This is a genomic window from Wolbachia endosymbiont (group A) of Paraperithous gnathaulax (genome assembly GCF_964028485.1).
GTDB classification, from domain to species: Bacteria; Pseudomonadota; Alphaproteobacteria; order Rickettsiales; family Anaplasmataceae; genus Wolbachia; species Wolbachia pipientis.
The window spans coordinates 519,252-546,120 of the sequence record NZ_OZ034784.1; the positions used below are offsets into that span (position 1 = coordinate 519,252).

23 protein-coding genes and 5 pseudogenes are annotated in these 26,869 nt (G+C 34.3%); 10 read left to right on the forward strand and 18 right to left on the reverse strand.

Features of this window, described 5'->3' with window-relative positions; genetic code table 11:
• Positions 1 to 5: 5 nt before the first annotated feature.
• Complete coding sequence (mgtE, locus tag ABWU74_RS02770) at positions 6 to 1,376, reverse strand: magnesium transporter (RefSeq protein WP_006280192.1); 1,371 nt, start codon at positions 1,374 to 1,376, stop codon at positions 6 to 8.
• Between the two features lie 153 nt (positions 1,377 to 1,529).
• On the opposite strand from mgtE, the gene prfB reads away from it, so the two are divergent.
• A protein-coding gene (prfB, locus tag ABWU74_RS02775; RefSeq protein WP_151808105.1) for a peptide chain release factor 2 occupies positions 1,530 to 2,634 on the forward strand; the annotation gives its coding sequence in 2 pieces (ribosomal slippage) (positions 1,530 to 1,604 and positions 1,606 to 2,634; 1,104 coding nt in all).
• A 179-nt stretch (positions 2,635 to 2,813) separates the two neighbouring features.
• Here the strand turns inward: prfB and ABWU74_RS02780 are convergent.
• From ABWU74_RS02780 to ABWU74_RS02815, 8 genes and pseudogenes are all read right to left on the reverse strand, one after another.
• Positions 2,814 to 2,978, reverse strand: a complete 165-nt coding sequence (locus ABWU74_RS02780) for an IS3 family transposase (RefSeq protein ID WP_080717614.1) — start codon at positions 2,976 to 2,978, stop codon at positions 2,814 to 2,816.
• Positions 2,968 to 3,180, reverse strand: coding sequence for a DDE-type integrase/transposase/recombinase (locus ABWU74_RS02785; protein ID WP_167347179.1), 213 nt, complete (start codon positions 3,178 to 3,180; stop codon positions 2,968 to 2,970). The genes ABWU74_RS02780 and ABWU74_RS02785 overlap by 11 nt, the downstream gene beginning before the upstream one ends.
• A complete protein-coding gene (locus tag ABWU74_RS02790; RefSeq protein WP_353289456.1) occupies positions 3,113 to 3,349 on the reverse strand; it encodes a transposase in 237 nt (78 codons plus the stop codon). Before ABWU74_RS02790 ends, ABWU74_RS02785 begins: the two co-directional genes overlap by 68 nt.
• Positions 3,350 to 3,367: 18 nt before the next feature.
• Positions 3,368 to 3,586: pseudogene (locus ABWU74_RS02795) on the reverse strand (IS3 family transposase); the annotation flags it as partial.
• On the reverse strand, positions 3,571 to 3,873 hold the full coding sequence (locus ABWU74_RS02800; protein ID WP_209472831.1) for a transposase: 303 nt from the start codon (positions 3,871 to 3,873) through the stop codon (positions 3,571 to 3,573). The pseudogene ABWU74_RS02795 and the gene ABWU74_RS02800, both read right to left, overlap by 16 nt.
• Before the next feature lie 78 nt (positions 3,874 to 3,951).
• Positions 3,952 to 4,710, reverse strand: a complete 759-nt coding sequence (gene pstB, locus ABWU74_RS02805; RefSeq protein ID WP_006280935.1) for a phosphate ABC transporter ATP-binding protein PstB — start codon at positions 4,708 to 4,710, stop codon at positions 3,952 to 3,954.
• The gene (gene dapB, locus ABWU74_RS02810; protein WP_209472857.1) at positions 4,707 to 5,492 is read right to left on the reverse strand and encodes a 4-hydroxy-tetrahydrodipicolinate reductase; all 786 of its coding nucleotides are present in this window, start codon (positions 5,490 to 5,492) and stop codon (positions 4,707 to 4,709) included. The genes pstB and dapB overlap by 4 nt, the downstream gene beginning before the upstream one ends.
• Before the next feature lie 475 nt (positions 5,493 to 5,967).
• Complete coding sequence (locus ABWU74_RS02815) at positions 5,968 to 7,602, reverse strand: recombinase family protein (protein ID WP_353289394.1); 1,635 nt, start codon at positions 7,600 to 7,602, stop codon at positions 5,968 to 5,970.
• Positions 7,603 to 7,907: 305 nt separating this feature from the next.
• On the opposite strand from ABWU74_RS02815, the gene ABWU74_RS02820 reads away from it, so the two are divergent.
• From ABWU74_RS02820 to ABWU74_RS02840, 5 genes and pseudogenes are all read left to right on the forward strand, one after another.
• Positions 7,908 to 8,303 (forward strand): hypothetical protein, encoded by a 396-nt coding sequence (locus tag ABWU74_RS02820; RefSeq protein ID WP_353289258.1) that lies wholly within the window; start codon positions 7,908 to 7,910, stop codon positions 8,301 to 8,303.
• Positions 8,304 to 8,340: 37 nt separating this feature from the next.
• Positions 8,341 to 9,173: pseudogene (locus tag ABWU74_RS02825) on the forward strand (IS5 family transposase).
• Positions 9,174 to 9,412: 239 nt separating this feature from the next.
• Entirely contained in the window at positions 9,413 to 9,544 is a 132-nt protein-coding gene (locus ABWU74_RS02830) for an ankyrin repeat domain-containing protein (RefSeq protein WP_007551899.1), read from the forward strand.
• 9 nt (positions 9,545 to 9,553) lie between these two features.
• Positions 9,554 to 9,760 (forward strand): ankyrin repeat domain-containing protein, encoded by a 207-nt coding sequence (locus tag ABWU74_RS02835; protein WP_353289444.1) that lies wholly within the window; start codon positions 9,554 to 9,556, stop codon positions 9,758 to 9,760.
• 8 nt (positions 9,761 to 9,768) lie between these two features.
• Entirely contained in the window at positions 9,769 to 9,894 is a 126-nt protein-coding gene (locus ABWU74_RS02840) for a hypothetical protein (protein ID WP_410542102.1), read from the forward strand.
• On the opposite strand, the gene ABWU74_RS02845 is transcribed toward ABWU74_RS02840, so the two are convergent.
• Positions 9,877 to 10,666, reverse strand: a protein-coding gene (locus ABWU74_RS02845; RefSeq protein ID WP_353289218.1) for an IS5 family transposase whose coding sequence is annotated in 2 segments (ribosomal slippage) — positions 9,877 to 10,404 and positions 10,406 to 10,666 — 789 coding nt in all. Because the reading frame shifts where the segments join, the coding sequence is not laid out codon by codon here. The genes ABWU74_RS02840 and ABWU74_RS02845 overlap by 18 nt on opposite strands.
• 244 nt (positions 10,667 to 10,910) lie before the next feature.
• On the opposite strand from ABWU74_RS02845, the pseudogene ABWU74_RS02850 reads away from it, so the two are divergent.
• Positions 10,911 to 11,045, forward strand: a pseudogene (locus ABWU74_RS02850) (recombinase); the annotation flags it as partial.
• A 487-nt stretch (positions 11,046 to 11,532) separates the two neighbouring features.
• Here the strand turns inward: ABWU74_RS02850 and ABWU74_RS02855 are convergent.
• The 4 genes from ABWU74_RS02855 to ABWU74_RS02870 form a co-directional block, all read right to left on the reverse strand.
• Entirely contained in the window at positions 11,533 to 12,852 is a 1,320-nt protein-coding gene (locus tag ABWU74_RS02855) for a hypothetical protein (protein WP_353289395.1), read from the reverse strand.
• A gap of 378 nt (positions 12,853 to 13,230) precedes the next feature.
• Positions 13,231 to 13,545, reverse strand: a complete 315-nt coding sequence (locus tag ABWU74_RS02860; RefSeq protein ID WP_187297709.1) for a hypothetical protein — start codon at positions 13,543 to 13,545, stop codon at positions 13,231 to 13,233.
• A 789-nt stretch (positions 13,546 to 14,334) separates the two neighbouring features.
• Positions 14,335 to 14,526: a hypothetical protein gene (locus tag ABWU74_RS02865; RefSeq protein WP_353289396.1), complete on the reverse strand. Its 192-nt coding sequence runs from the start codon at positions 14,524 to 14,526 to the stop codon at positions 14,335 to 14,337.
• Between the two features lie 370 nt (positions 14,527 to 14,896).
• Positions 14,897 to 16,111, reverse strand: a complete 1,215-nt coding sequence (locus tag ABWU74_RS02870; RefSeq protein ID WP_353289397.1) for a hypothetical protein — start codon at positions 16,109 to 16,111, stop codon at positions 14,897 to 14,899.
• A 77-nt stretch (positions 16,112 to 16,188) separates the two neighbouring features.
• Between ABWU74_RS02870 and ABWU74_RS02875 the strand changes: the two genes are divergently transcribed.
• Positions 16,189 to 17,200, forward strand: a protein-coding gene (locus ABWU74_RS02875) for an IS630 family transposase (RefSeq protein ID WP_094745768.1) whose coding sequence is annotated in 2 segments (ribosomal slippage) — positions 16,189 to 16,650 and positions 16,652 to 17,200 — 1,011 coding nt in all. Because the reading frame shifts where the segments join, the coding sequence is not laid out codon by codon here.
• Positions 17,201 to 19,832: 2,632 nt separating this feature from the next.
• Here ABWU74_RS02875 and ABWU74_RS02880 read toward each other — a convergent pair.
• From ABWU74_RS02880 to ABWU74_RS02895, 4 genes and pseudogenes are all read right to left on the reverse strand, one after another.
• Positions 19,833 to 20,622 (reverse strand): IS5 family transposase gene (locus ABWU74_RS02880; protein ID WP_353289218.1). Its coding sequence is split into 2 segments (ribosomal slippage): positions 19,833 to 20,360 and positions 20,362 to 20,622, totalling 789 coding nucleotides; the frame shifts between segments, so codons are not numbered across the junction.
• Between the two features lie 52 nt (positions 20,623 to 20,674).
• Complete coding sequence (locus tag ABWU74_RS02885; RefSeq protein WP_353289398.1) at positions 20,675 to 21,238, reverse strand: hypothetical protein; 564 nt, start codon at positions 21,236 to 21,238, stop codon at positions 20,675 to 20,677.
• A 63-nt stretch (positions 21,239 to 21,301) separates the two neighbouring features.
• The gene (locus ABWU74_RS02890) at positions 21,302 to 22,759 is read right to left on the reverse strand and encodes a cytoplasmic incompatibility factor CifA (RefSeq protein ID WP_353289399.1); all 1,458 of its coding nucleotides are present in this window, start codon (positions 22,757 to 22,759) and stop codon (positions 21,302 to 21,304) included.
• 153 nt (positions 22,760 to 22,912) lie between these two features.
• A pseudogene (locus ABWU74_RS02895) lies at positions 22,913 to 23,029 on the reverse strand (IS5/IS1182 family transposase); the annotation flags it as partial.
• 51 nt (positions 23,030 to 23,080) lie between these two features.
• Between ABWU74_RS02895 and ABWU74_RS02900 the strand changes: the two are divergent.
• Positions 23,081 to 23,906: pseudogene (locus tag ABWU74_RS02900) on the forward strand (IS5 family transposase).
• Between the two features lie 264 nt (positions 23,907 to 24,170).
• The gene (locus tag ABWU74_RS02905; RefSeq protein WP_353289400.1) at positions 24,171 to 26,534 is read left to right on the forward strand and encodes a hypothetical protein; all 2,364 of its coding nucleotides are present in this window, start codon (positions 24,171 to 24,173) and stop codon (positions 26,532 to 26,534) included.
• Positions 26,535 to 26,869 lie beyond the last annotated feature (335 nt).

Genomic DNA, 26,869 nt, shown 5'->3' on the forward strand with positions numbered 1-26,869 from the left:
TAGTATTAGCTATTTAATAAAAAGATCGTAGCTAAACCAAGAAATATAAAAGCTGAGAGAATATCAGTTGTTGCCGATGTTAGGATTGAAGAAGAAACGGCAGGGTCAGACTTTAAGCGATGAAGCATTATAGGAATGAAAGTTCCGATGAACGTTGCAATAATTGACATCATAATCATGGAGACCACAAAAATCATCTCCACTTTGAAGTTGTGAAACCTTATTGCTAACACTACTAATGAAATAGTAGATAAGATCACCCCGTTTATAAGACCTATTAAAAATTCTTTCATCAGTATTCTTTTTGCATTTTGCTCAGTTAGATATTTTGTTGCGATTGCCCGGATGGTTAGCGTTACTGTTTGGGATCCTGCATTTCCGCTCATTGATGCAATTATCGGCATGATTATTGGCAGCACTATAAAACTTTTTATTACATCATCGAAAAAGCCAACTACTATGGAACACATTGTTGCAGCTAAGAGGTTAAACAGTAACCAAGGTAGCCTTTTAATTATAGTTTTATGTATAGGGGCATTTATATCGGCTTTAGAAGATACACCGCTTATTTTGAGTACATCCTCTTCTGTTTCTTGTTGAACAACTTTTATCACATCTTCAATTAAGATCACACCAATAATTTTACCATTCTTATTTACTACCGGAGCCGATAATAGAGAGTAATCTTTAAATATTCTTGCTACTTCCTCTTGGTCTATTCCAGTTTTAATGATTTTTATGTCATGATCCATTATCTCTTTTATTATTGTGTCTCCTGAGTGAGATATTACCTTATTTAAATTAACACTGCCTATAGGCTCTAATTTTGAGTTGATAATGAATATCTGGTGAAATTTTTCTGGTATTTTTTTATAGTTGCACACAAATTCTGTCAGTTGATTTATTGTCCAATAATATGGAGCTATAACCATATCTTTATGTATTAACCTTCCTGCACTTTCTTCTGGATATGATAGCAACTCCTCTACCGATTTCTGAGTTTTGCTGGGCAAATAGTAAAGTATATTTTCTACAGACTTTCTATCTAAATCTTTCACTATGGTTACTATATCTTCTACATCAAGGAGCATTAGTAACTTTGCTGTATTTTCTATTCCCAATGTTTCTATGATCTCTATTTGTAAATCTGGCACTACATGCACTAGGGCATCACTTAACAAATGTTGATCGAGGATATTAACTAATTTCTCCCTGTGATCACTGATCGAAGTAGATAAAAAATAAGCTAACTGAACACTGTCTATCGTTTTTACAATATTACGAACATTCTCTAGCTCCTCGTTATCAAGTGACTCTATTAAGTCATCAATAGCCTTTTTGTCTAAACCATAATGGGAACTTATTTCAATATTCATTACTTTACCTTGTTTTTTAATAAATATACGCGCTTGATTTCCTTAAACATTAAAGTATAATGAAATTATTTAAATTAACTATCATATGGTTAAATTTCTATTTTGTTTACTGTTATTGTTATTGATAGTAAATATATTAAAATCTAAAGTATAATGAAAACTTATCCAGAAATTCTTGAACACTTTCAAAGCTTAAATAAAAGTATTTCTCTTATCAGGAGGTGTCTTTGACATAGAAAAATTAAAGTTGCGTCTTGAAGAGCTTGACTCCCAAGCGTCGAATGATGACCTATGGCAAGATAACCAAAAAGCACAAGAAGTTTTAAAAGAACGTTCTAAAATTAAAAATGACGTAGAGTCGTTTTTAAAGCTGGAAAGCGATTACAACGATGCCATCAGCTTAATGAAGTCTGCTATTGATGAAAATGATGAAGAATTTTTCTCTGAAGTTGAAAATGAATTAGCTAAGCTAGAGAAATTAATCAAGTATAAAGAAACAGAGTCCTTATTTACTGGTGAAGCAGATAATAATAACTGCTTTTTAGAAATCCACTCAGGAGCTGGTGGAACAGAGAGCAATGATTGGGCTGAAATGCTGATGCGCATGTATGTAAGGTGGGCAGAAATTTATCATAACTTTAAAGTTGAAGTTGTAGAAAAATTAGAAGGAGAGTCAGTTGGTATAAAGTCTGCAATGATAAAAATCGTTGGAGAAAAAGCTTATGGGTGGGCAAAAAGTGAAAGTGGAATTCACAGGCTGGTTAGAATATCGCCATTTGATGCAAATGGTAAACGTCATACCAGTTTTGCAAGTGTAGGAGTAACTCCAGTGATAGAAGATTCAATTGATATTGCTGTGGATGAAAAGGATCTAAAGATCGACACCTATCGTGCTTCCGGAGCAGGCGGTCAGCATGTGAACAAGACTGAAAGTGCGGTACGCATTACGCATATTCCAACTGGTGTTGTAGTTCAATGCCAAAATGGTCGTTCTCAACACAGAAATAAAGATGAGGCGTTAAAATTACTTAAAGGACGTTTATACCAAATTGAACTGGAAAAAAAAGAACAGAAAATGGCTGAAGAATATGGTAAAAAATGCGATATAGGCTGGGGCAATCAGATCAGATCGTACGTTATGCATCCATATCAAATGGTGAAGGATTTAAGAACCGGACATGAAGTGGGCAATATAAATTCTGTTTTTGATGGTAATATAGATTGTTTCATAGTTAGTGTGCTTACTAAGCAAAATTAGGTAGGGTTGACTTTCTTGCCATAATATATGATAATTAAAATATTGTTAAAGTAGGAGTAAAGTTATGGCGATTAAATATGATCAGTGGAAAATTGACCTTACCCAGAAAAAGTGGAGAGAAAGTTTGGAATGTTTTTCACAAAGAGAATGATGAATCAAAATGCTCAGGAATGCAATAGTTAATAGTGACGTTGTTTGTTATAAAAAATTTCTATGTATTCAAATATTGCAGTTCTAGTTTGTTGAGCAGAGTGTTGTGAAGTATCAATAAGTATTTCTCTTTTCAATGAGCTAAAGAAGCTTTCCACAACAGAATTGTCGTAACAACAACCTTTATGACTCATCTATGTTTTTTATGGATAAGAGATATTGATAACCTTGCGAAGTATATTGTGAACCTTGATCACTATGTAATAGTAGATTTTTGGCAGGTTTACGCTTGTTAACGGCCATTAATAAAGAGTCCATAACCAATTGTTTATTTATTGAACTGCTCATTGACCAGCCAACTACCATGCGTGAATATAGATCGATTATTGTTGCCAAATATAGCCATCCTTCTTTGGTTTTTATATAAGTAATCCCATACTTTATTTGGTTGATCGACAATAAAGTTTTGGTCTAATATATTGGGAGCTACAGCTCTATTATCTGTTTGTTGTTTTTTAATTTTAAACTTTCTTCTCAGTATAGCCCTGATGTCATTTTTCTGCATAATACTTTGCACCGTTTTCAAATTGCAACTTTTACCCAAAGCCTTCAATTCAGCATGAATTTTAGGAGCTCCATATCTACATTTAGAAACTTGATATATTTTTTGAATAGCTTCGAGTAGCTCTTTATTTGCTGATTCTCTACTGCTTATTTTTCTTGTGGTCCACTTATAGTAGCCACTAGCAGAAAATCCTACATAATTCCTGTACTTTATAGCAGTTACTATATAAAAAAATATTTTACTCTTTTTGACTGGCCAGGGCTTTTTTTTAAATGTCTCTTTCCCTTGTTACTCTTGCTTTGTAAATCAAACCTCTCTTTGTCGTAAGGAGCCATGTTACCTCTACCTGGAAATGCATTTGCCGCTGACTTTTTTTCGTTATATTTCTTCATCCATTTTCCTAATAAACCACCCTTTATTCCTAAATCTCTTGCTATTTTTGTAATTGTTTGACCTGCCTTTCTTTGTTCATTTGCCAGTTTAACAGCTTCCAATTTGAATTCTGCCGTATATTCTCTTACCATTTCTAATCCTCCAAAATTTTATTTTACCCGAAAAAACTCTTTTCTTTCTCTCCACTTTTTCTGGGTAAGGTCAGAAATTTAATGATCCAGGATATACTCCTTTGTTAAGGGAGATTGAGCATTTTCGAATATTTCTTGAGTGCTTCCAGACTCAACAATTCTGCCATTATGAAAGAAAATTACACTATCAGATAACTTTTTAGCTTGCTTCATTGAATGAGTCACCATAATTATAGTAAATCTTAATTTCAGCTCTTGTATAAGATTTTCGATTGCATTGGTTGCCATTGGATCAAGAGCAGAGCACGGTTCATCCATTAATAAAATAGTTGGCTTCACTGCAATTGCGCGAGCGATGCATAGCCTCTGTTGTTGGCCACCGGATAAATTGAGTGCGCTATCTTGCAATCTGTCCTTCAATTCTTCCCATAAACCAACCTTGGTTAAACTATTTTCCACCATCTCATTCAATTTTTGCTTATCCTTCGCCATACCATGCAATTTTGGCCCACAAGCAACATTATCATATATTGATTTTGGAAAAGGATTTGGCTTTTGAAATACCATACCAACTTTTGCTCTAAGTAGTACAACATCCATATCGCGTGAATATATATCACCCAGCCCATCGATATCTAATTCACCAACAGTTTTGCAACCTGGTACATAGTCATTCATACGATTAAAACAACGCAAAAATGTTGATTTACCGCACCCGGATGGTCCGATAAAAGTAGTAACTTTTCTTTTATAAATATTCAAATTTATATCGAATAAAACTTGCTTAGAGCCGTACCAGAGATTTAAATCTTTAACAGAGGCGCGTGTATTGCTCATATCACATCCTGCATTGAATAGAGCCCCGGAATTTCTCTTTTATTTTCGTATAGCCATACTGCTGCTTGAACAGCTCCTCTAGCAAATGTTGTGCGATCAATTGCTTTGTGGTTTAGTTCTATCCGTTCATCAGAATTAACAAACATCACGCTGTGATCTCCTATTACTCCACCTCCACGAGATACTGCAAAACCTATTCCCCCCTTTTTCCTTATGTTTGAACCACTATGTAAATATTGATTGGACTGAAAATCCACTTTTGAAGCGTTAGCAATTGTTTTGCCAAGTTCTATAGCTGTTCCAGATGGTGAATCCTTTTTTAAGTTATGATGCATTTCCCAAATCTCAACGTCATATTCATTACCTAAAAGCTCAGCAGCTTTTTTTACCAATTTCAGCAACACATTACCCCCAACACTCATATTTGCTGACCATAATATTGGAACTTCAGCAGCATATTCTTTCAAATCGACACCTTCTATTCCAGTTGTGCCACTAACCAGCGGTGTTTTAAATTTTACAGCTGCTTTAAGGCAGTCTAACATACATTCTTTAGTTGTAAAATCTATTACAACGTCAGATGACTCAAATATGCCACTAATAGAACTTGTAACTTTAATTCCTAGATTGGCTATAATTGGTCCAATATCTGAATCTATGTACTTACTACCTGAACGGGCAACAGCACCTGCTATTTCCACTTTGGTATTTGTAATTAATTCATTGAGTATTTTTTTGCCCATTCTGCCTAAGCAGCCTATTACTCCAACTCTGATTTTCATAAAGCTTTTTACGTTTATTAAGAATGTTAGGCCTTTTTTTAAGCTCTGTCACTTCTGATCTATATTCTATAGCTGTACGAACACTGCAATTTCAGATCCCAGTGCCTTGACCACAACTATTGCAATATGGTACATAGTGAACGATGTCATTCCAGTCTGGAATCTAGCCTTTCTGCAATCTCATCGAAAACGTTTTTCTATGCTAGTTTGCTTGCTTACAAGCAAACTTTTCTGGATCCCAGTGTCTGGGCACTGGGATGACAGGAGAAGGCACTGGGATGACACCCTGACAACCGTCATCCCGCTACTTGTTAGCGGGATCTATGCTAAGAGATACCGCGAATGAATCGCGGTATGACGTAGGACTACTGTCATTCCAGTGCTCCTTTTTTTGTCATCCCAGTGCGTGACACTGGGATCTAGCCTTTATTATTTGGTTGAAATTAAGTTTTCTGGATCCCAGTGTCAGCTACTTTCATGACATCATTATAAAGTAAAATGAGATCCCAGTGTCTGTACAACTAGTACAACATTGCATAATTTTATTATGCCCATTTTGATCGAAATTTGCAAGACTTTTTATGCGAAATACTATGTATAAGTGATTGTGGTTGATTTCAATTTGATGAATTAACATTCTAATAATATTTTGCTTAGTCTGCCAATCTACCAGATCAAGTTTTGATTCAATACTTGAGGAAAAGTTTTGCAAGCTATCTGTAACAAGGCTCAATTCTTGTTGTAACTTCTTTTGATCGAGTGTTCTTTCTTTTTCTTCTTCAATTTCTTTCAAATGCTGTTTCATTGTTGTAATTCTTGGCTCAAATTCTTCTTGGCTTATAAAACCTTTGGCATAGCTATCAATAAATTTTTTGATACTCAATCTTAACTTACTTTCCTGCTTTTCACGTGTTTGATTATGTAGAGGTTTTTTGTTCTCTGACAATCTACGTTGATATTCATTTGCAATCCTATCTGGCTCTTTTAATATACTCTTAACTTCTTCCCATATAACTGTATCGAGTACATCAGTACGTATTGATTTATTGTCACATACTCTGTTGCCATTAAACCTGGAGCCAGAACAACGGTAGTAAGAATAACGTTGATTTTTACTATATGCACCACAATAAGTATATTGGCAGCGCTGACATACTGTTAAACTCCGCAACAAAAACGTTTCTTTTCTTTCCCGTACTCTTGCTCTTTGTCTATTTTCAGTTAGCTGTACTTGCACTGAATCAAATAAATTATCACTGATTATTTTTGGCACTGAAACATAAATCCAGTTCTCTTTATCATTACTAAAATGACCATTTTTGAGTCTACCACAAGTTCCTTTTTTTGACTTTCTTACTTGTGGTTTCGAGCATGCCTTAGTTTTACCATAAGCTGCTCGTCCTATATAAGCAGGATTTTTTAACATTTTCCAGATAGTACTTCTTTTCCAACGTTCTTTTCCTGTTTGTGTTATTACCGGTATCTCGCTAAGTCTACGTATAACTTCATTGATGCTTACTCTTTCTTGGCCAATCCAATTAAATATTTTGCACACTACATCCGCTTCTTCTTGATTAATTTCAAACTGAGCACTTCCTTCACCTACATGTTTTGCTATGTAGCGATAACCATAAGGTGCATTACTCATTACGCTTATGCGACCAGTTTTAGCTGCATGAAGTTTTCCCCTGCGATTACGTTCCATAATTTTTGCACGCTCATACTCTGCTACTAATCCTTGAATTCCTAAAAACATATTAGATTCTGGGTTATCCTCAAATTTATGATTTAAGAAAATAACCTCTGATCCTGCTTTTCTAAACTCTTCGAGTAAGAGCGCTTGGTATGCAGATTTCCGTGATAGCCGATCAGGTGAATGAATGTATATCTTATCAATCTTACCTTCTGCTACTCTATCACGTAAACTCTCTAAGCCAGGACGTTCTAAATTTGATCCACTATAACCATTATCGACAAACTTATGCTCATCTAATAACTCATGTCCATCACTACTAATGCGACGCTCCAACTCTACAATCTGACTCTCTATTGTATTCTCCTGTGCCTGTTGTCTTGATGAAACTCTTGCATACAAGCTTACTGTTACCATTTTCTTCTACCTCCTTTATTTTATATTTCAATAATTGTTCATAAGCATTTGCCAAATATGTACTCGCCAATCTGTGAGGTTCATAACGGCAATAAATAGTTAAATCCCCTTTTTGCATGTTTTTCTTCCTGTGAATTTTTTTATAAGGTTAGGAGACTTCTATTAAACTAAACACCTTATTTAAGAAAGCTATCTAGTTCACACAAATTCTCCTTAATTCAATATACAAGATTTGAAAAAATTATGTCCAAAAAATCTTTGCTCGAATTGTCATATTATGTATAATATGGCTTATTTAATCTGTTATGAATATTCATCCAAGTTACAAATTTTGGGAGAGTGATTTAGAAGTTCCCGTTAATCTTTTACTAGATCGCTTTCAAGATTTAGAATTACGTAGACTATGGCTTGATTCTCTTTCTGGTAGACAATTGAGTATCATTTTTCAGCATTGCTTTAAAAATCATTTAAATGGACAACTTTTTCAAGACGGAGACTACGATGATAGATCCACTCAACAAAAACGTAAGATACTTGCCAGTTACTCTGACTCTCTTTTTAACTATTATCTCATTAGCTACTTTGATCGTACGAAACTTGAAGCTACAGTCAGTGAAGTAGCAAGATTTGCTCTGACTGAGAAGTTAATGAGATCGTATCTGATAAAAAATAATACTAAGAGGTTGTCCGGAAACAAGTAAAAGGCTATAATATCTGAAATTTTAGTACGGGGTAAAGATGAGAAAAAAGTATCCAACAGATCTAAGCGAAAGGGAATGGGCAAGAATAGAAAAACACTTCAGAGTATCATACAAGAAAGGAGGAAGGCCGCCAAAGTATAGCAAAAAAGAAATATTAGAAGCAATTTTCTATGTATTGCGTACAGGGTGTCAATGGCGGTATTTACCAAATGATTTTCCGCTATGGAAGACTGTGTATGAGCAGTTCAGGCAATGGAAGAAGCAGGGAATTTTTGAGAAAATGAATTATGAAATTACAAAATATAGTAGAAGAAAAATAGGAAGGAATGAGCAGCCGAGTGCCTGTATAGTAGATAGTCAATCTGTAAAGACTACAGAAAAGGGGGGATCAAAGGCTATGATGGAAGTAAAAAAGTAAAGGGTAGAAAAAGGCATATAATTACAGACACTCAGGGTTTTATACTAGGTTGTTACGTAGGCGCTGCTAACGAAAATGATAGAGATGGTATTAAAATAGCATTAAACAATATGAGAACAAAATATACTAAAGTTAAAAAAATGTGGGCTGACATGGGATACCAAGGAAGAAATTTAAAGAATCACATAAAGGAAGAATATGACATAGATATTGAAATTGTTAAAAGGCCTCCATGTAGATTTTGGGTGCACAAAGATACGCCACCTGAGCTACTACCAACAAGAGAACAAGGGTTTAAAGTACAGCCAAGAAGATGGGTTGTAGAAAGGACTTTTGCTTGGGTTAATAGGAATAGAAGGCTATCGAAGGAGTATGATTTACTCACAACATCCACTGAGAATTTCATATACCTAGCTATGAGTAGGGTTATGTTAAAGAGGGAATATGCTTGAATTTACTAGTTTCCGGACAACCTCTAATACCCTACACAGAGTATAATGTTTTAAAAATCAAAACCTGCACCATAAAATATTGAGATTTAGAATATTAACTTACAAAGTCTTTTCGGCAGTTTTAGTGAGGGTTTATTAGCAAGGATGTTGGAGGTTAGAAATGACTATATCTGAAGGTGTAATACAGGGTATAAGGCATAATGATAAGAACGCGATAGGGGGATGATTTTTTGGTCAAGATGGCTGTGCACCATCCAGCTAAGTTTGATAGCTTAGAAGTAACAAAATTTTTAGTAAATAATAAAGGTGTAAGTTTTAACGCTAAAACTAATGACGAAAACAAGCCTATTCATATTGCAGCTGATTTTTGAAATATCGATATTGTAAAATTTTCTCTTAATAAGGGAGTAGAAGTTGGTACAAAAGGTAAAAACAATTGGACTCCTTTGCATTATGCTACCAATAAAAGATATCTAGGAATTGTAAAGCTTCTAATGGAAAAGCAACAACAAGAATCATTTATTAATAATTCTAAAACTACAGATCAGTCTACTATGCTGCCAAGGAAGGACATTTACCATCTGTAGAATTTCTCATAGAAAAAGGAGCAAGAATTGATATTAAAAATTCCAATAATAGATCACCATTGGAACTTACAAATGATGGAGGACATGAAGAAGTTGAAAATTTACTAAGAACCTGTTTAAAATCTCCTCAATAGAATAGAAATGAAGGAAAGAACAACCATTTGTAAGCTAGTGTTGAGTTTCCGCTCGCAATTTTTCCACAAACGCCTACATTTTTCCAACCAAGCAAAAGATCGCTCAACAACCCATCTTTTTGGCAATACAACGAAAGAATGTAATTCACTCCGCTTTATTACCTCAACAGTTGCACCAATAGTAGCTTTTATTTGAGTTGCAAAATTTTCTCCTGTATAGCCAGCATCAACCAGTATATTTTCAACTTCAGAGAGGTTTTTTTCAGCCTTTCCCACCATTTCCACAGCACTGCTACGATCAGTTGCTTCTGCTGTTGTTATATGAATTGCGTGTGGCAAGCCTTGCGTATCAACTGCAATATGACGCTTTATGCCTGAAATCTTTTTACCTGCATCATAGCCCTTTTTTTCAGCAGTATCTGTGTTTTTAACGCTTTGGGCATCAATTATACAGAAACTGGTTTTCTCTTTCCGACCATTGCTGATACGAACCTCTCCAACTAATTTTTTTTAAGACTATTTCCAGCAAGCTTGGTTCTGCTCCATTCTTTTTATTCCACATTTGAAAATAGTAATACACGTTCTCCCACCTCGGAAAATCTTTTGGCAGCATTCTCCACTGGCAGGGGCTTTTTAGGACATATAGCACTGCACAAAATACATCATACAAATCAAGTTTCCTTGGTTTTGTTTTCTTTCTGCTACTCTCCAGTATTGGTCTAATTTTTTCAAATTGTTCTTGACTTATATCGCTTGGATAGCTTTTTTGCATAGATATACCTCTTTCTTAACTATGCTTATTTTACCTCATATTTTCGAGATCCTTAACAGGTTCTAAGAAATGAATTACTTCTTGATGCTGTCAAGAGAAAAGACCGCAGTGGAGTAGAAGCTCAACTTGATAAAGGGGCTAATGTTAATTATGTACGTCGAGAAGATGGCTGTGCACCATGCTGTCAATTATAACCATGAAAATCTTGAGTTTGTGAAGTTCTTAATAGGGAAAGAAAAGGTGAAATTATTTAGCACCAAAGATTAAAGAAGATATAGTAAATGGGAGGCAGCCAAGAAATTTGAAATTAGTTGATTTGAGAGAAATACCGATGCTGTGGAGTGAGCAATTAGAGAAGTTTTACGGCTTAGAATCTTAATTTACAAAAGCAATAGGCAATGGAAAAGACTATGTGCCAGAAAACCAATACTTTAAAACAAAGAATAAGAGGTAAACTAATGTTACAGGAACTGACACTTAATTATGTAATAAAAATAGTGATAATCTTAAACATATGTATGAAACGATTCCAGAACTCCCAAAGTTATTGCGTAAGAGCTAAATGTCCCTGACCGCTCTTCTCCCGCTGAATCATGTGTTGGGTCTGATAAAAGAAATTCTGTAGGTATCACAAAAGTCAATTCAATCAAACACAAAAGGCTATACCTATAAAAGAATAAGCATCAAGAGAGAAAAATAATTTCTTTAGAAGAATCTCTAAATTATTAAGTCAACACTTATCCCCCTACTATTTCTTCTCACCTTGAGAGTATGGTTTATACTTCAAAAAATCTTACTTTGAAGATACATCAATTTTTTTATCTCTCCAAGACCTTTCTTTTGTTTACTAATTTTAGTTGACTTCATTAACACACTACTATTTCTTTCGAAGCTCCCATCTTTTGCAGCTGGTCTAAACTATCGATTGGCTTCATAAGAGTAGATGGAACACCTGATTCTTTCACTACAAAATTTGATTGTTTAATAGTTTCAGCTGACTCTATAAGTATTCTACCGTTTCTTTCAAAACCTTTATCGTTAACAGCTTGTAGAACACTTTTTCCTCCTAAAAAGCAGCTTTTTCCTAGACTTGATTTATCTTTTAATTTGTCAAACTTCTCCTGGTTCTCTCCATCAAGCTTTACTTTTATTATATTACTATCACCAGGACACAGATGAATACTAATCTCTCCTACTTCAGTGGTAAAGGACATTTCAATGCTATCTCCTAAGACATCTGTATAATTTCTTTTTTTTCCTATGCTTTCAACTCTTATTATACTTTCCCCAATCTGTAAGATGCTACTTTCTATACTGAAATTTTCATTCACCTTACTATTCATAACCTTTGCAACTTCAACGATACTGTTTTGTGGCCACCTAAAAAGAACAAGATTATTATCTACTTCTACTTGCAGATCATCATCTTGAACTTGTTCATTCTTATTTATTAAACCTTCATATGCGATACTTTTCAGTTTGTCCTTAATTTTTTTACACTCTGTAAAAATAGGCTCATCATTTCCCCACATAACTTCATCTATCATATTATCATTATAAAAATCGGACTCTATTTTTGCACCTGATAACAGCAGCTTATTGACAATATTGAATAAAGGTTCTGAAGCCTCTTCCCACGGATCCATTGCCTCTTCCCCATTGTCTTTATATCGTGCTCTAGTAGTAGGCGTTATACGCATAACACTGCTAGCATTAGCAATGTCAATTATTTTTTTAAATATAAAATTCGACACAGTACATTCATAGTGATCACAGCGTAAATTTAGCTTTATTTTCCTTTTCAAATATTCATCTATTAAATGTTCCATCTTTTCTAGAGTAACCTTTGCAGAACTTTCGTATCTATTTTCATGAAACCCTTTCATTATACTTTCCATCTTGTCATGAAATTCATCAATCGAAACTTTTTCGCCCTCAGTTAATAGATTTGCTAAATTCATTAAAATTGAGTTTTCTGGAATAAAAGAACTTGTAACAGCAGTATTGTTGTCTTCAATAACGAACTTATTCCAGTCATCAACGGACTCACCCCAGTCATCAGTTTGTTCTTGACTTGACAACGATGGAATAGTTCCCGGAGTTTGCCAGCCAAAATGTTCTGTATGCTGTTTTTCAGTAGCTAACCCACAAAGTGGCTTAGTCTCTAAAATACGTTCTAATGCCATACTTATCCCTCCAAACTAAAATATATGGTATATTATATGCAATATACAACATTAAGTCAACAACCATGATCTTTTTACTATTCATATTTTTGTTAAGTTTTTATGGTGAGTAATACTAGTGTGTAGATAGGTCAAAAATTTCTTACAAATGCAAGTTTGAACCAATTTTACTATAGATTAATATAATTGAGAACTGCCACTTATATTCAATACCACTATTATAAGAATGTCATGAAAGATAGATTATGCTTTGTTGCTTAAAACCTGTTTAAAACATCCCCTACTAAAACACAAGCTATCTTATTCCCATAGTCGTTCTACCATGAATATTGTCAATCTCATCTTTAGACAATGAATCAAATTCAGTATCTGGAATAATTAGCTTTTTTGGCCTTTGAACTTCCAATCCATACTCTGTTTCTTGATCTTCTTATATGATGTTAAATACTCTGTAGCTTTATTAAGAGTAGATCTGGGAAAAATACTATCTAAAAAAGTAGTTGGAGTATCAGTACGACTATAGTAACCACTATCATTCTTCCGGTCTTTTATATTTTCTAAATTTCTTAATTCTTTTGTCATATTAGATAACTCTGAATATTTTTCGGACAATTGAGCTCTCAATACTTGAGTTATAGTATTTAGAGCTTTGTTTTTAACTTCTAACCCCTCTATCTCTCTTTTATTTTCCAAAGCTAATTTGAATTTTTCACTCTCTAAAGCATAAGGCTTTTATTCTGATTGATTACCTTATATGAAAGCGCAATTGCTACTGCAGAAAGTACAAATAAAGCAGTAGGTAACCTATACTTAAAGCTGCTACTGGAGCTAAATGGAGTATAAGGAGCTATAGCGAAGATTCCAGATGCAAGCATGTAACAGTAGCAAGAGTACCAGTAAAGAAAAAGGGGAGATTAGATTTGCTAAGTATATCTAACATCATTCCAAATAATTAACTTAAAAGGACTATATAAATTCTCAATACAACAAGCCTATACTCATAATCATAAAGTAAGGTATAGCTACCTTTGACGAAAAGAGCACTGTAAAAGCCGCTGAAGTTTGCACAGTAAACCTGCATGTTCAGCAGAATAAACAAACACATGCCAGTATTAGTAGAGAATTATTTATAAATCAACTAACTTTTTCAAAAAATATTTTAGTGAAGATACCATGCTAGTTAGTGTTATAGAGAATTGAATTATTTATTCCTTCAAAAAAGGTCGTATATTTGTGAGAACAAGCAGCATAAAAATAAGGTTGTGAAAATAAAAGCTTGAAATTATCTGCAACAAAGTTAGGCGAGTTAGTTCGTATGTAAATTTAGCGAAAGCGAGCAAATCTAGCTAGTTTTAGCGTATAGTGAAATTATTATAAAGAAAAGTTCGTATGGTACACATGGTAGACCAATCCATCCCAAAACAAACTCTTCTCACACTTACCTGTTTTGGGTTGCTAAACATGGTTATATTGCTTAAGATCTTAATAAAATATTAAGAAATTAATATTATTGAACTCGGAAATAATAGGAAAATTCATAACAGTTTTTATCCCCAATAGAATGAAATCCTTTTTATTGGTATCGTCCTTTTTGTGAAAAATATTCTTAACTTCTCTACCGCTTTTTCTGGCTAAGATTACTTCTTGATTTCTTTCTACTTCCTTTGCAGACATGTTCTTAGATTCAAGATTGCTTTTAATCCTGACCACATTAAAAATTACAGGACTAGGAGACTGAGTGAAAGTTTTAGTAATTTAAAATCAAAAAATGCTACCATCCGATCTTATGTAAAATAGTATTTTATATAAATTTATTAAATGTAATATATATATATTGATAAGTAAATTTCTAAGTATGTATAAAACCAATTTATTTATCAACATACACACTTACTATAATTTGTACACCTCTACACAGGTTGCGAATAGAAAATATTTTTTATTTCACAACACAACTTAAGATTCAATTTTTATAATCTTCTTGTTGAATTACAAGACGCCATCTTTCTGTAGATAAAATTTCACAACTTCAGAAATAAACAGATTAATATCTTTGTGACTCTTTCGGTTGACTACTTATTGTTACACTACTCAAATAATGATTAGGATTATCATCTGCTTTGCTATTATCCTCTGAAAGTTGGCTTTTCTGCCTAATTACAGCAGTCAAAAGATATTTTATTAATTGCTTCATAGAAAAGCTAAGCTCTGAGCTACGTTTTTGTTCTGCCCCCTTCACTTCTCGACTTGAACCTTTAAAAGGAATTGCTTTGGTTGCTTGTACTACCTCTTTCACATTTTTGCTATTTTGTAAGTTATCAAGGTATTCTCTAGCTGTTATGTTCACTTCTTTTTTATCTAAATAATCCAGAAATTTTTCGCTATTTAACTTCATATCAGCATTAATAAGCAATGGCACACTACCTTTTACATTAATTTTAGTCCCAAAGTCATATAATTGCACTCTGGATACTTCTTGACCATCAATTTTAATAAGACCAAGCTCTTTATCCTGTTCCGCAAGAAGTTCTCGTTCTGTTTTAATTTCTCTTGTTAGGGTTTGCTTATCTTCATCATCTAATAGACCATTAGCTTGATTAACATCAAAGTGTTCAATGAGAAAGCCTTTTTCTCCTATTTCATAGCTGGCAAACCCTATCCCTTTTTTCACAACTTGTATAAGCTGATCAACGCTTTTTAGTTCAGAAACAAATGCTGCATTGCTATCAAAATACGCGTAATTATCACTCATTCTGTAAATGGCTACAACATGATTACTTGTTACTAAGTGAAGAGCAAAATCACCATTAATTTTAGCTATATAATTTGATAAATCACTAAGCATTTTACAACTCCTACTATGAGTTAAGCTTGAAGGCAAAGTGCTTGTAACACAATCTGCCTGCTCTTCAAAATTACTAAGCAACTTACTAAAAGTAAAAGCCTCTTTTTCTTCCCTTTTCGATATCTGCTTACCTTGAGCTATACGCTCATAAATTTCAGTTGAAGTTTTTAGAGTATTCAAAAATGATTTTTCTTTGTGTAATGATAAAGCTTGAGATAAACTATGAGTAATTGCTACACATTTACCATTAACATTAACTCCTCGCTTTTCAAAAGAAGGCAAATAAAGGCCTTGTTTCACTAATTCAATAGATGCATTTGGAAAGCTGCTAGATACAAACTGCAAAAGCGCTGCTTGTTGCTCTTTATCAAAATGTAATGACTGTACATGAGATAATGTTAATTCTAATACCAATTCCCATTACACGGCAAACAGATGGACAAAGATGGAAGAAAAGCCATAATGAAGTAAGTAAAATAGTTGAGGTATAAATGGCATTAAGATCAAAATTATTGGATGAAAAAGTAGTAGAATCAGCAAAAGAAATGCTGAAGAAAGTAAGGAATAATGCATATGTTTCAAAAAAACTAAATGCTGTAATTGCAGCAAAAAAGTACAGTATAACGGCTGTAGCAAAAATATATTGCATTTCAAGAAGCGCACTAACTTCGTGGGTAAAACTCTTGAAATTTGGCAGAGAAGAAAAACTGTTTGCTCCTCCACAACGCCGTAGAAAAACTAAATTAAATCAGGTTCAACTACAGCAAATTGAAGAGTGGATAGAAGAAAATCCTAATATTACCATTAAAGAAATGAGAATAAGAATCCAGGAAAAGTTCAGATTAAATATCAGCAAATCTACAGTACACCGCTATATGCAAAAGATGAAATTCTCATATATTACACCAAGACCAGTTCATAATGGACAAGATAAAAGCAAACAAGAGGAATTCAAAAAAAAATCTCAATGGAGCTATTAGCAAGTATCCAGAAAAAGAGCTATTTTTCTTTGATGAATCACGGTTTGGCACACATTCAAAGGTTGGACATGGGTGGTTTAAAAAGGGGATTAGAACACAGGTTAAAACAAAATTAGGTAGGCAAAATTTCTATCTCTATAGTGCGGTTAATCCTAGAAATGGAGAGAGTTCTAGCTTATTTGCACCAAATGTCAACACTGATTGCATGAACATATTTCTTGAGCAGATGTCGCAATATCTAGAAACACGAGAGGCTTTTCTTGTTATGGATTGTGCTAGTTGGCATAGGTCAAAAAATTTAAAGGTACCTAAAAATATCGATATTATATACCTACCTCCGTACTCACCTGAGCTAAATCCTGTTGAGAGGCTTTGGTTATATATAAAACAGAACATTTTGCGCAATAAAATATACGATACAATTGCTCTGCTTGAGGGTGCTTTGTGCAAATTTATTACTTCTCTTGCCAGCTCCACAATTAAACAACTCTGCAATGTCTCCTATTTGACTGGCCAACAATGAGAGTTGGTATAAGTACTCTAATAGTAGTTCACGTATTCCATTTTGATTTTGAAGTCGTATAGTGCCTCTAATCAATGGATCATTGTCACGAGTTTGTCCAGCATTAGTACCAGTGTTTCGAAATTCTCTTGAGATTTCTCTTCTCAGATCTTGAAAGTACTGTTCATTTCTAAGATTGTTTTCATCAACTATATTATTCATGCCTGGAACATTTAATGTAAGAGAATTACGCATTTCATCTAACACACCTCTACCTTGGTTTCCAAGATTATTATTTCGTTGTAAAACTTCATTAATATCTCTAGCATTTTCTAATGCCCAGAAGCCGCAATTACATCCATCTCTTTGCTGTACTAACAAATTATCTTGCTGATCAGCAAGAATGTTATGGATATTATCATTATTAATACCACTACCTTCTAAAGCTAGTCTAACATCATTTGGAATACCGCCACCAGTTGAGTTAGCATAATAACAATAATAATTCTCATTTTGGTAAACAATAGTTAATGTAACCCAATGAACGTTACCTAAATTAACAATTGAAGTTAATATCCTTCTTTCACCATTTTCTCCACCACGAAGCCTTTGCAGATTTTCACGTACCCATTGATACTCTTGACGTACTACTTGCCCATCATCATCACGTCGCTCTGGCTCTGTTATCTGTGCTTGTGAAGTTATTGCAAACAATTGATCATTTTCAACATTAAAGCCATAGCTTCTTGCAGCATCAAATACATCACGGTGTTGAAGCCAATAATGATAATTAAGATTATCTGTTGCAAAATCTAATGTAAGTATATCATGTACATCTCCCAGCCGATTAAAAGCACCATTTGGATTATTTTGAATATACGCATTTATTAGTTGTAATACTTGTTCTTGATTACGAGCAGCTCTTCTTGGTTCATAATGACGATTAATTCTATGTATATAAAGATTTTCTGGAATAGTTATAAGATCTTCTGCTCTCTGTGCAGCTACATTAAGTACAACAGGACAGAAAACTATCTCATCTTCAAGAGTAATAGGTAAGTATCCTCTTTCTCTTTTCATAAGTTGCTCTATCTGACGTCTTATCTCGTTTAGTCTTTGTCCTACTTCTTCTGCATTATTAGCAAATCCTAATACATATACAATTGGGTGAGTATCTGAATCATCCTCTTTAGGTTGTCTTAATAACAGAAGATCTAATCTCTGTTCTGTAACTCTTGTATTCACTTGCTCCACTACTTCTCCTTCTATTACTGGACTATATGTTTGACCTACCTTGTACCTAGAAAGTACTTTATCAGGGTTGCTACAAATATAAAATACACCATGCAATATAGACCTAAACTTATCCTCGCTATCTACATTTATTATTGCATCACCATTCATATTTTCTGGCATTAATACTCCGGAAATAGCTGTAAATAGTTCTCCGTGCTGAGCACCATCTTGCCAGTTATCACTCATAACTTGATTTAAAGTGTTATGTATATTTTCAGCATTAAGCACTTTTATAAGATTACCATCATAAGAAGTATGTCTACTCCTACGTAGGTAACTATCAGGCGAATTAAATCTGTCTAATACAACACTCAGTCCATATTGATTATTAAGTATGAATGTAACTCTATTCACAGCACCATTATAACCTGGTGGTAGAGCGATGGCTTGTACTGACCGTATATTATGGGGATTTCTGATGTCAAGTATAACTATAGGAAAACCTTGAGCATGGAAGACCATAGTTAAAGCATCTCTTCTTAAATCCTCATTATCATATCTAAATATGTACTTTTTTAGACGTACTCGATCTCGTCCCTCTCCTAGCTTTAAATATTCTCTTGTAAAAGCACTATTACCAAAAGCAAAACCAGTTATATAATCAAGTATCCTGTCACGATTTTCTTCATTTATTGGTATTTCGGTAGGAATATATTGAAGTAAGAAATCTTTAATATTTTCCATAATTTCTTCATTTTCTACACACTCAAATAATCTTCGCACTAAAGGAAATCTATCCTGTTGAAGTTCTAATGTATCAACACTAAAAGGATCTAGATCTAAATTAAAATTTAATCCAACACAAACAGTATGTTCTGATGTGGTATGAATAGGTATAAATGAAGAAGTGAGTAACCTCCCAGCGTAGCCTATGGCAAGGTTTAGTGCAACATCTGATGGTGTGTCAAATATAGCAAGATTAATAATAATGGGAACATTGTCTCTTTCTGCTTGACGACGTACAAGAAAAGCAACATATGAATTTCCAGGAGACAAGTCAAGGTCAATATCTATTGTGTAGAGATGACTAAAATTTGCTAATAAACCTAAGAAAAATCCGTGACTCTCAAACTTTTGATTGCGATTTGCAATATTGCCTTCCACATCACCTATATATTTATAATAAGTGTCAGTTATATATGGCAAAATATCTTGCACGAGAGAATCTTCTACATACTCTAGTCTTTCGCTTGTTAACATTTCTGCGAAGTTATCTATTTCTTGTTGAACAGGTTCGACTTGTACAAAATTGATCAACCTATTAAGCTGTTCTCTCTGATTTCTTTCAAGTCGTCTTCTTTCTATTGACTTAATCGACAATCGGTGACCTATCCTTGGAAATTGCCTAAGAACCTGTTTAAAATCTCCTCAATAGAATAGAAATGAAGGAAAGAACAACCATTTGTAAGCTAGTGTTGAGTTTCCGCTCGCAATTTTTCCACAAACGCCTACATTTTTCCAACCAAGCAAAAGATCGCTCAACAACCCATCTTTTTGGCAATACAACGAAAGAATGTAATTCACTCCGCTTTATTACCTCAACAGTTGCACCAATAGTAGCTTTTATTTGAGTTGCAAAATTTTCTCCTGTATAGCCAGCATCAACCAGTATATTTTCAACTTCAGAGAGGTTTTTTTCAGCCTTTCCCACCATTTCCACAGCACTGCTACGATCAGTTGCTTCTGCTGTTGTTATATGAATTGCGTGTGGCAAGCCTTGCGTATCAACTGCAATATGACGCTTTATGCCTGAAATCTTTTTACCTGCATCATAGCCCTTTTTTTCAGCAGTATCTGTGTTTTTAACGCTTTGGGCATCAATTATACAGAAACTGGTTTTCTCTTTCCGACCATTGCTGATACGAACCTCTCCAACTAATTTTTTTTAAGACTATTTCCAGCAAGCTTGGTTCTGCTCCATTCTTTTTATTCCACATTTGAAAATAGTAATACACGTTCTCCCACCTCGGAAAATCTTTTGGCAGCATTCTCCACTGGCAGGGGCTTTTTAGGACATATAGCACTGCACAAAATACATCATACAAATCAAGTTTCCTTGGTTTTGTTTTCTTTCTGCTACTCTCCAGTATTGGTCTAATTTTTTCAAATTGTTCTTGACTTATATCGCTTGGATAGCTTTTTTGCATAGATATACCTCTTTCTTAACTATGCTTATTTTACCTCATATTTTCGAGATCCTTAACAGGTTCTAAGAAGATTAATCTCAGATGCTGAATACTTGGCAAATTTATCTCTACCTCCAAAATCCTTTTCACGAATTATTTCGAACGCTGTTGCAATTGTTTCTCCCTGACTCCTGCCCTTTCCATGCATGCATACTTTGTATTGCTCAAAACTTGGGTCACCTGCCCTTAAACTTCGATTTTGCTGTCTAATTTCTCGTACTAGAGAACCTCTTTCTCTTTCACTAAACCTTGCACCTGGACTATTATAGGTATCACAAACACTGTAACACCTGACGACTTGCTTTCCATCATGATTACGAGTTAGAACGGCAACTTTTAGGTTTCCTGTATCTCTATTATTACCACTTGTATCAATACCATGATTATCAAAACGAAAGTAGACTTTTTCACGTTCATCTAGAATTCCAGCATCACGTGCAGTAGCAAACATACTAAAAAAGAATATAGGAAGAAAACGACCTGTACCCACATGATACAAGAAAGATGGACACCGATCTAAAAAAGATTCAAATTCTCGTCTAAAACCCTCGAGATCTCCATCTACTAAACTTCTCACTAAAGACACAAAATACCTCTCTATTTACTAAGACCAGAAAAACCACTTAAATTGCTGAGTGGACTACTCATTACCACTCAGCGTAAAGATGCTTCTTTTCTTATGAGAACCAGAAACACCACTCACACTAGGAGCTTCAAACTCGGACTTCGGGCCATCACCAGAACCATCAAGCGGCAAAGATACCTTAGATTGAGACCGCAAATTATTCCAAGGACCATCACCTACAGAAGGTAAGGTTGCTTTCTCTAACTGAAGAAATAACTCTTCTGCAAACTTGCCGTAATCTACACCTTTCCTCTTTCCCTCTCTACCAACTTGCCTAAGATGCTTTATTACCATTTCTCTAAAAAATTCAAACTTTTTAGGAAAGGAATCTCCAGCAAATGACATCATACCAGATATTTCTTCTTTCTCTATTTCTTTTTCCCTATCGGACTTACAAATATCTTCTCGTTTCCAATTAACTATTAACGATCCAAGTAGAACCTTTATAGGCACTCTATTTGTCGAGGTATCAATAATAGCAGCCTTTCTGTATTCACCCAGCCTATCACACTCCCAAATCTTCATAATAAGAGATCTTGCTTGAAAGCTTGACTCAGGATTTTTCAACATCGCCTTTGCAAGTGAGGATAAAAAGATCTCATATTCTCGCTGGGAGAGTATTTTCTCTGAATGATCTCCTCGTTCTGAACCCCAGTTATAAAACCAGCACTGTACTAAATCATGCACTGTATCAAAAAAACATGAATCTATTAACGCAACAAAAAGGAAATATATCCCTTTACCCTTCTGTAGCAATTCCTTTAACAAATTATCTTTATTAGGTATGTTATTTACACAGAAGTCTAAAATAGAAGCTTCTTTCTTGATACATTGAACGCAAGACAGAGCAATAATAGCTTCTGTAAGCTTCTTCACCTTATCTTTTTCCTCTAACTGATTGTAAAAATACTCTACTCCTTCACTCCACTTAAGTTTTACAGCACTGTCAAAACCCTCTACTGCATTACTAGGTTGCTTTAATTCTCCAGATTCTTTATCGATCCAGAAACTAAATACAGGACCTTCCTCTTCAATGCCACCCAAAAGTGAATTTCTTATGTATTTGTCAGTTATAGGATTGCCACTACCATCAAGTTCATCAGAAGAAAAATGACTTTTGTAAGATTCAAATGCTTTCTGAAAGAACGGATGAATTTTACCCACCACACAGTAACTACAAGCCATCTCGTATCTGCGGAGTGGATTATCTATTCCACCTATTTTTTCTTCAGTAAACCTTTGACCTAAAACAGTATTATTTAACCTTGTACCTAACCAACAACCTTCATCTCGAAAAACATTATATAAGAATTCGAGCTTATCATCCTTAAAGGATTTAATATGCTCTATATAGGTTTCTGCCCACCTTTTAATAGCTAACTTTCTTCCAGCCGCAATGTCACGATCTGTATGTTTTATCACATCTTGTAGCTTTTTAAGCACTTCAGCTTGACGTTTTGTTTCTATTGGCATTTAAACCTCCCTATATCATAAAAACAACGCTATGGTACTAAATTTGTAGCTAAGTCACAATACCTAATTACTCCAGAAAGACCTATTTAATACACAAACGTTCTGGTCAGAATTAGAGAAATCTGTCTAGAATCATTAGACTTCTTTCAAAATTCATGTAGGGAGCTCAAAATTGTGAAATGCAGCAATCAAATTAAACCTTAAACCAAAACGTTTTCGTCGGTTTCTATACCTGTCCGAGATGATTTTAAACCTTTTCAATAAGCCAATAGACTTCTTTCAAAATTAGAAGAAGGAGTGTAAGATCAAGTATTTGAAAGCATGAAATATAAGGAAATAGAAAAGTTAGAAGGAGAAAAGTTTCGACGTTTAACAGGGTAAAAAAAGCAACATTTGAGCGAATGGTAGAAATTATGGATGAGGAAGATAAAAGAAAAAAAGCTAGAAGTGGAAGAAAAAGCAAACTTTGCATAGAAGACAGGCTACTGATGGCACTAGAATATATAAGAGAATACCGCACATATTTCCATATTGGACAAAGTTACGGCATGAGTGAAAGTAATTGTTTTAAAATAATAAGATGGGTAGAAGACACATTAATAAAATATCCAGATTTTGCATTACCAGGAAAAAAAGAACTATTAAAGAGTGATGTAGAATATGAAGTTTTAGTAATAGACGGAACTGAGACGCCAGTAGAGAGGCCAAAAAAAAGCAAAAGCCCTTCTACTCTGGAAAGAAAAAAAGACATACTATAAAAACACAAATAGTAACAGAGAAGAAAAGTAAAAAAGTCATATGCACATCTTTCTCAAATGGCAGAAAACATGATTTTCGGATCTTTAGAGAATCAAAAGTAGCAGTATTGCCGCAAACTAAAATCTTAGCTGATGCCGGCTACAGGGGAATGCAGAAGATACACAAAAATGTTGTATTACCGCACAGGAAAACGAAAAAGAATCCGTTAAGCAAAGAACAAAAAAAAGAGAACAGGACACTTATGAGCCACAGGGCAATAGTTGAAAACGTAATTGGCTTATTGAAAAGGTTTAAAATCATTTCCGATAGATATAGAAATCGACGAAAGCGTTTTGGTTTAAGATTTAATTTGATTGCTGCTATCCACAATTTTGAGCTCCTTACATGAATTTTGAAAGAAGTCTATTGAGTATTTTCTAGAAATTTTGATTTGACAGCTAACATAAGGTTTCTGGAGACTATAGGTGATGCAATTTTAACACTACCCTATTTATATTCCCAAGAATAAGGTCAGTAGATATGTTGTTTTCCAGAAGAATATTAGTAAGATTAATTGGAGAAGTGCTGATGGCTTTAACTAAGTGGGTTTTAACTTCGCCCTTAAGTTCTGTTCAGCAGTGTCTGCTCTGTTCCATTTGTGTTAGGTAAGGGTATGGTTGTAAATACAAAATTCGATCAGCAGAGGGCTGAAGATGATCTATATACTGTTTTGAGATTCAAAGGAAAAGGAGATTTTGAAAGACGGATAAGAGAACTGCTTGTTAACAATTATAAGAAACTTAAAAAACCACTGAGCAAACTCCTTGGTAAGTTAGAAAGTAAAATAAGGACTGATAAAGAGAACAACCAAGCAGCCAGAAACGTTTATGATCAAATCAAAAAATCTAGAACTAATGAAGATAAATTAAGTAATTTATTGGAATTTAAAAAACAGCTAAAAGCTTTCTTAAAAAATCAAGATGATTGTAGTATTGTGTTAAATGCAATTGACTCTGCAAGTGTTATCCCTGTTATTGAAGTTAATGGTGTGCATCCAAAAGATAGTGAGATCAAAAAGTTAAAAAAAGCTCAACCTCTCACCTCTAACAGACAAGACTTTGAAGAAGCTCTAGAATACATAGAATCACAAGAAGAAGTTATGGGGATTACATTAGAGGAACTTATGGAATACAAGCAACACTCTGTTAAGATTTTTCTACTGAACCGTGTTAATTCATGCAGAAATGGGTATTCTCAATTACATCCTGATGTAAGAGAAGCTATAGCAATATTATCAAATGATAAGCTGAGAGCTTTCTACGATGAAGAAGTAAAGAAGAAGACGCTGCAACCAATATTATCCTACAAAGAATGTGAACGATTATATGACAAAATTAACTACGAAAAAAATGAATCTCATACTATAATTGAAAGAGAAGAACTTGGAGAGAATGTTAGGACGGTAATGGGAGTGAAGCGCTTTATGAGTGAAAGCAGTGAAGAAGATCAGAAAGATTGTGCTAGTCTAACAGACATTGTTGTTGATCAGAGACAAGATCAGAAAGCTTCCGATAATAGTGAATTAATTGAAAATAGTGGCATATCTTCTCTGGGCAACTCAATTAATGTTTTAAGTGATATGAGCGTACCTTCTGGCTTTGATATAAATTTGATTAATTCGAGTACTCCGATTAAACAGATCGGTCAATCTAACCACACTTCTACGAGTGAAGATCCGTTTAATGAAGCAGATCTTAGTGGCAAGATGAATTTAAGTGGTGCAAGTAGAATGGTTGAACCTATGAAACTAATTGTAGATAGGTTGAACAAAGTGGAGGAAATACTAGAACAACAAAATTTTACGTCATTAAGTAGAGAGTTAACAGAGCTGAAGATGTTCTTGCAAGGGTTTTTCAATGTTGTAGAAGAACTTATCAGTGAAAGTGGCAAAAAATGTCTACAGAATGAGTCCGGAGGCAATTTCGAAAATTCATCTGGGGATTTTTTACAACAAATTTACAGACTTAAATTAAAATTGGAAATACAAGGAAAAATGAATTGTTCTCTAGATCAAAGAAATGAATTATTGATCGAAGAAAACCTTAAACTTGTAGAAAAGAACAAAGTTCTTCTCAATAGAAACAATTTGATTGAGAATCAACTACGTGGCGTACTCGAGGAAAGAGATAGGCTGTATGCTTCGATAGAAGAAAGAGAGAAAGATAAAAATAAGTTGATTGCAGAAAACGAGCAATTAAAATGGGAAAATGATGAGTTAAACAAGCGTGACGACTACATTTTAATAGCAAGCGAAACAAAAAGTATTGCTATACAAACAGAGAACATAAGCAAATCCGGAGAAATTACCCAATCAGATGTTAAGTGTCATGGACAGATAGAACAGGAGAAGTTGATAGAAGAGATAGATATAATGAAAGAACAAATTGAGGAACTCTTATCAGAAAGGATTATATTATTGAGCAGCGTAGAACTATTAAAGGCAGAGAATAAACGATTAGAAAACGTTGAAAAAAGCTTGAGTGCCGGGATCTCACATTTGTGCTCTGTAGAAAATTTGTATAATGAGCTTGCAGCTATTGAAAAGAGGGGGAAGCTCGATAATTCAACCCAAAATGAAATGGAGGCGGAAGTTGGCACTGAGGCGATGGTACCTACAAAGAACGTGGATCTAGTTAATGTAAAACAAGGTTATAGTAAAAGGGCTAGTAACCTATCTCAAGTTCCTGAAAAAAGTTCAGCAGTAAGATCTCAATTCTCAGCAGCAAGCACTCATGGTAGAAAGCAAATAATTTATGCCTCTGCTTCTCTTATATTATCTGGAGTATTTGCTGTTGGCACAAGTTTAACAATGTCTCATTTAGGAATATCTATTTCACTTGCTTTGACTGCATTAACTTTCCTTACATTGGGATGTTATTGTTCATATAAGGCAAGTACAACGCTTAGGAATATTGAACTTGATCAAACTTTTAAAATCGCTAATCATGAAGATGTTTTTATGGTTCCTAGTTTATAACTGTTTGGAAAAATATATTGTTTTACTCCCCAAAAGATTTAGTGAAAAAGAGGTAGAGAGAAAGATGAAAGGGTCTATCAGCTCTCGGTGCGGCAAATTAGCTGCTGACAGTGATATAGAACATTACTTGGCGCTCTAGACAATTGGCGAATAAAATTCTAGGCGTAGAAGGAGATATAGATGAAGAAAAGACCAAATTTAGTGGAAAAATTAGCAGGATTTTTTTGGGCTCTGTGCATGATGGCGAGGGAACAGCAAAGTGGTTGTATTAAGGGATTAGTTTTATGTCCTTAGCTCAACTTTTGAAATCCTAGATGATCAAAATGCTCTGCTCT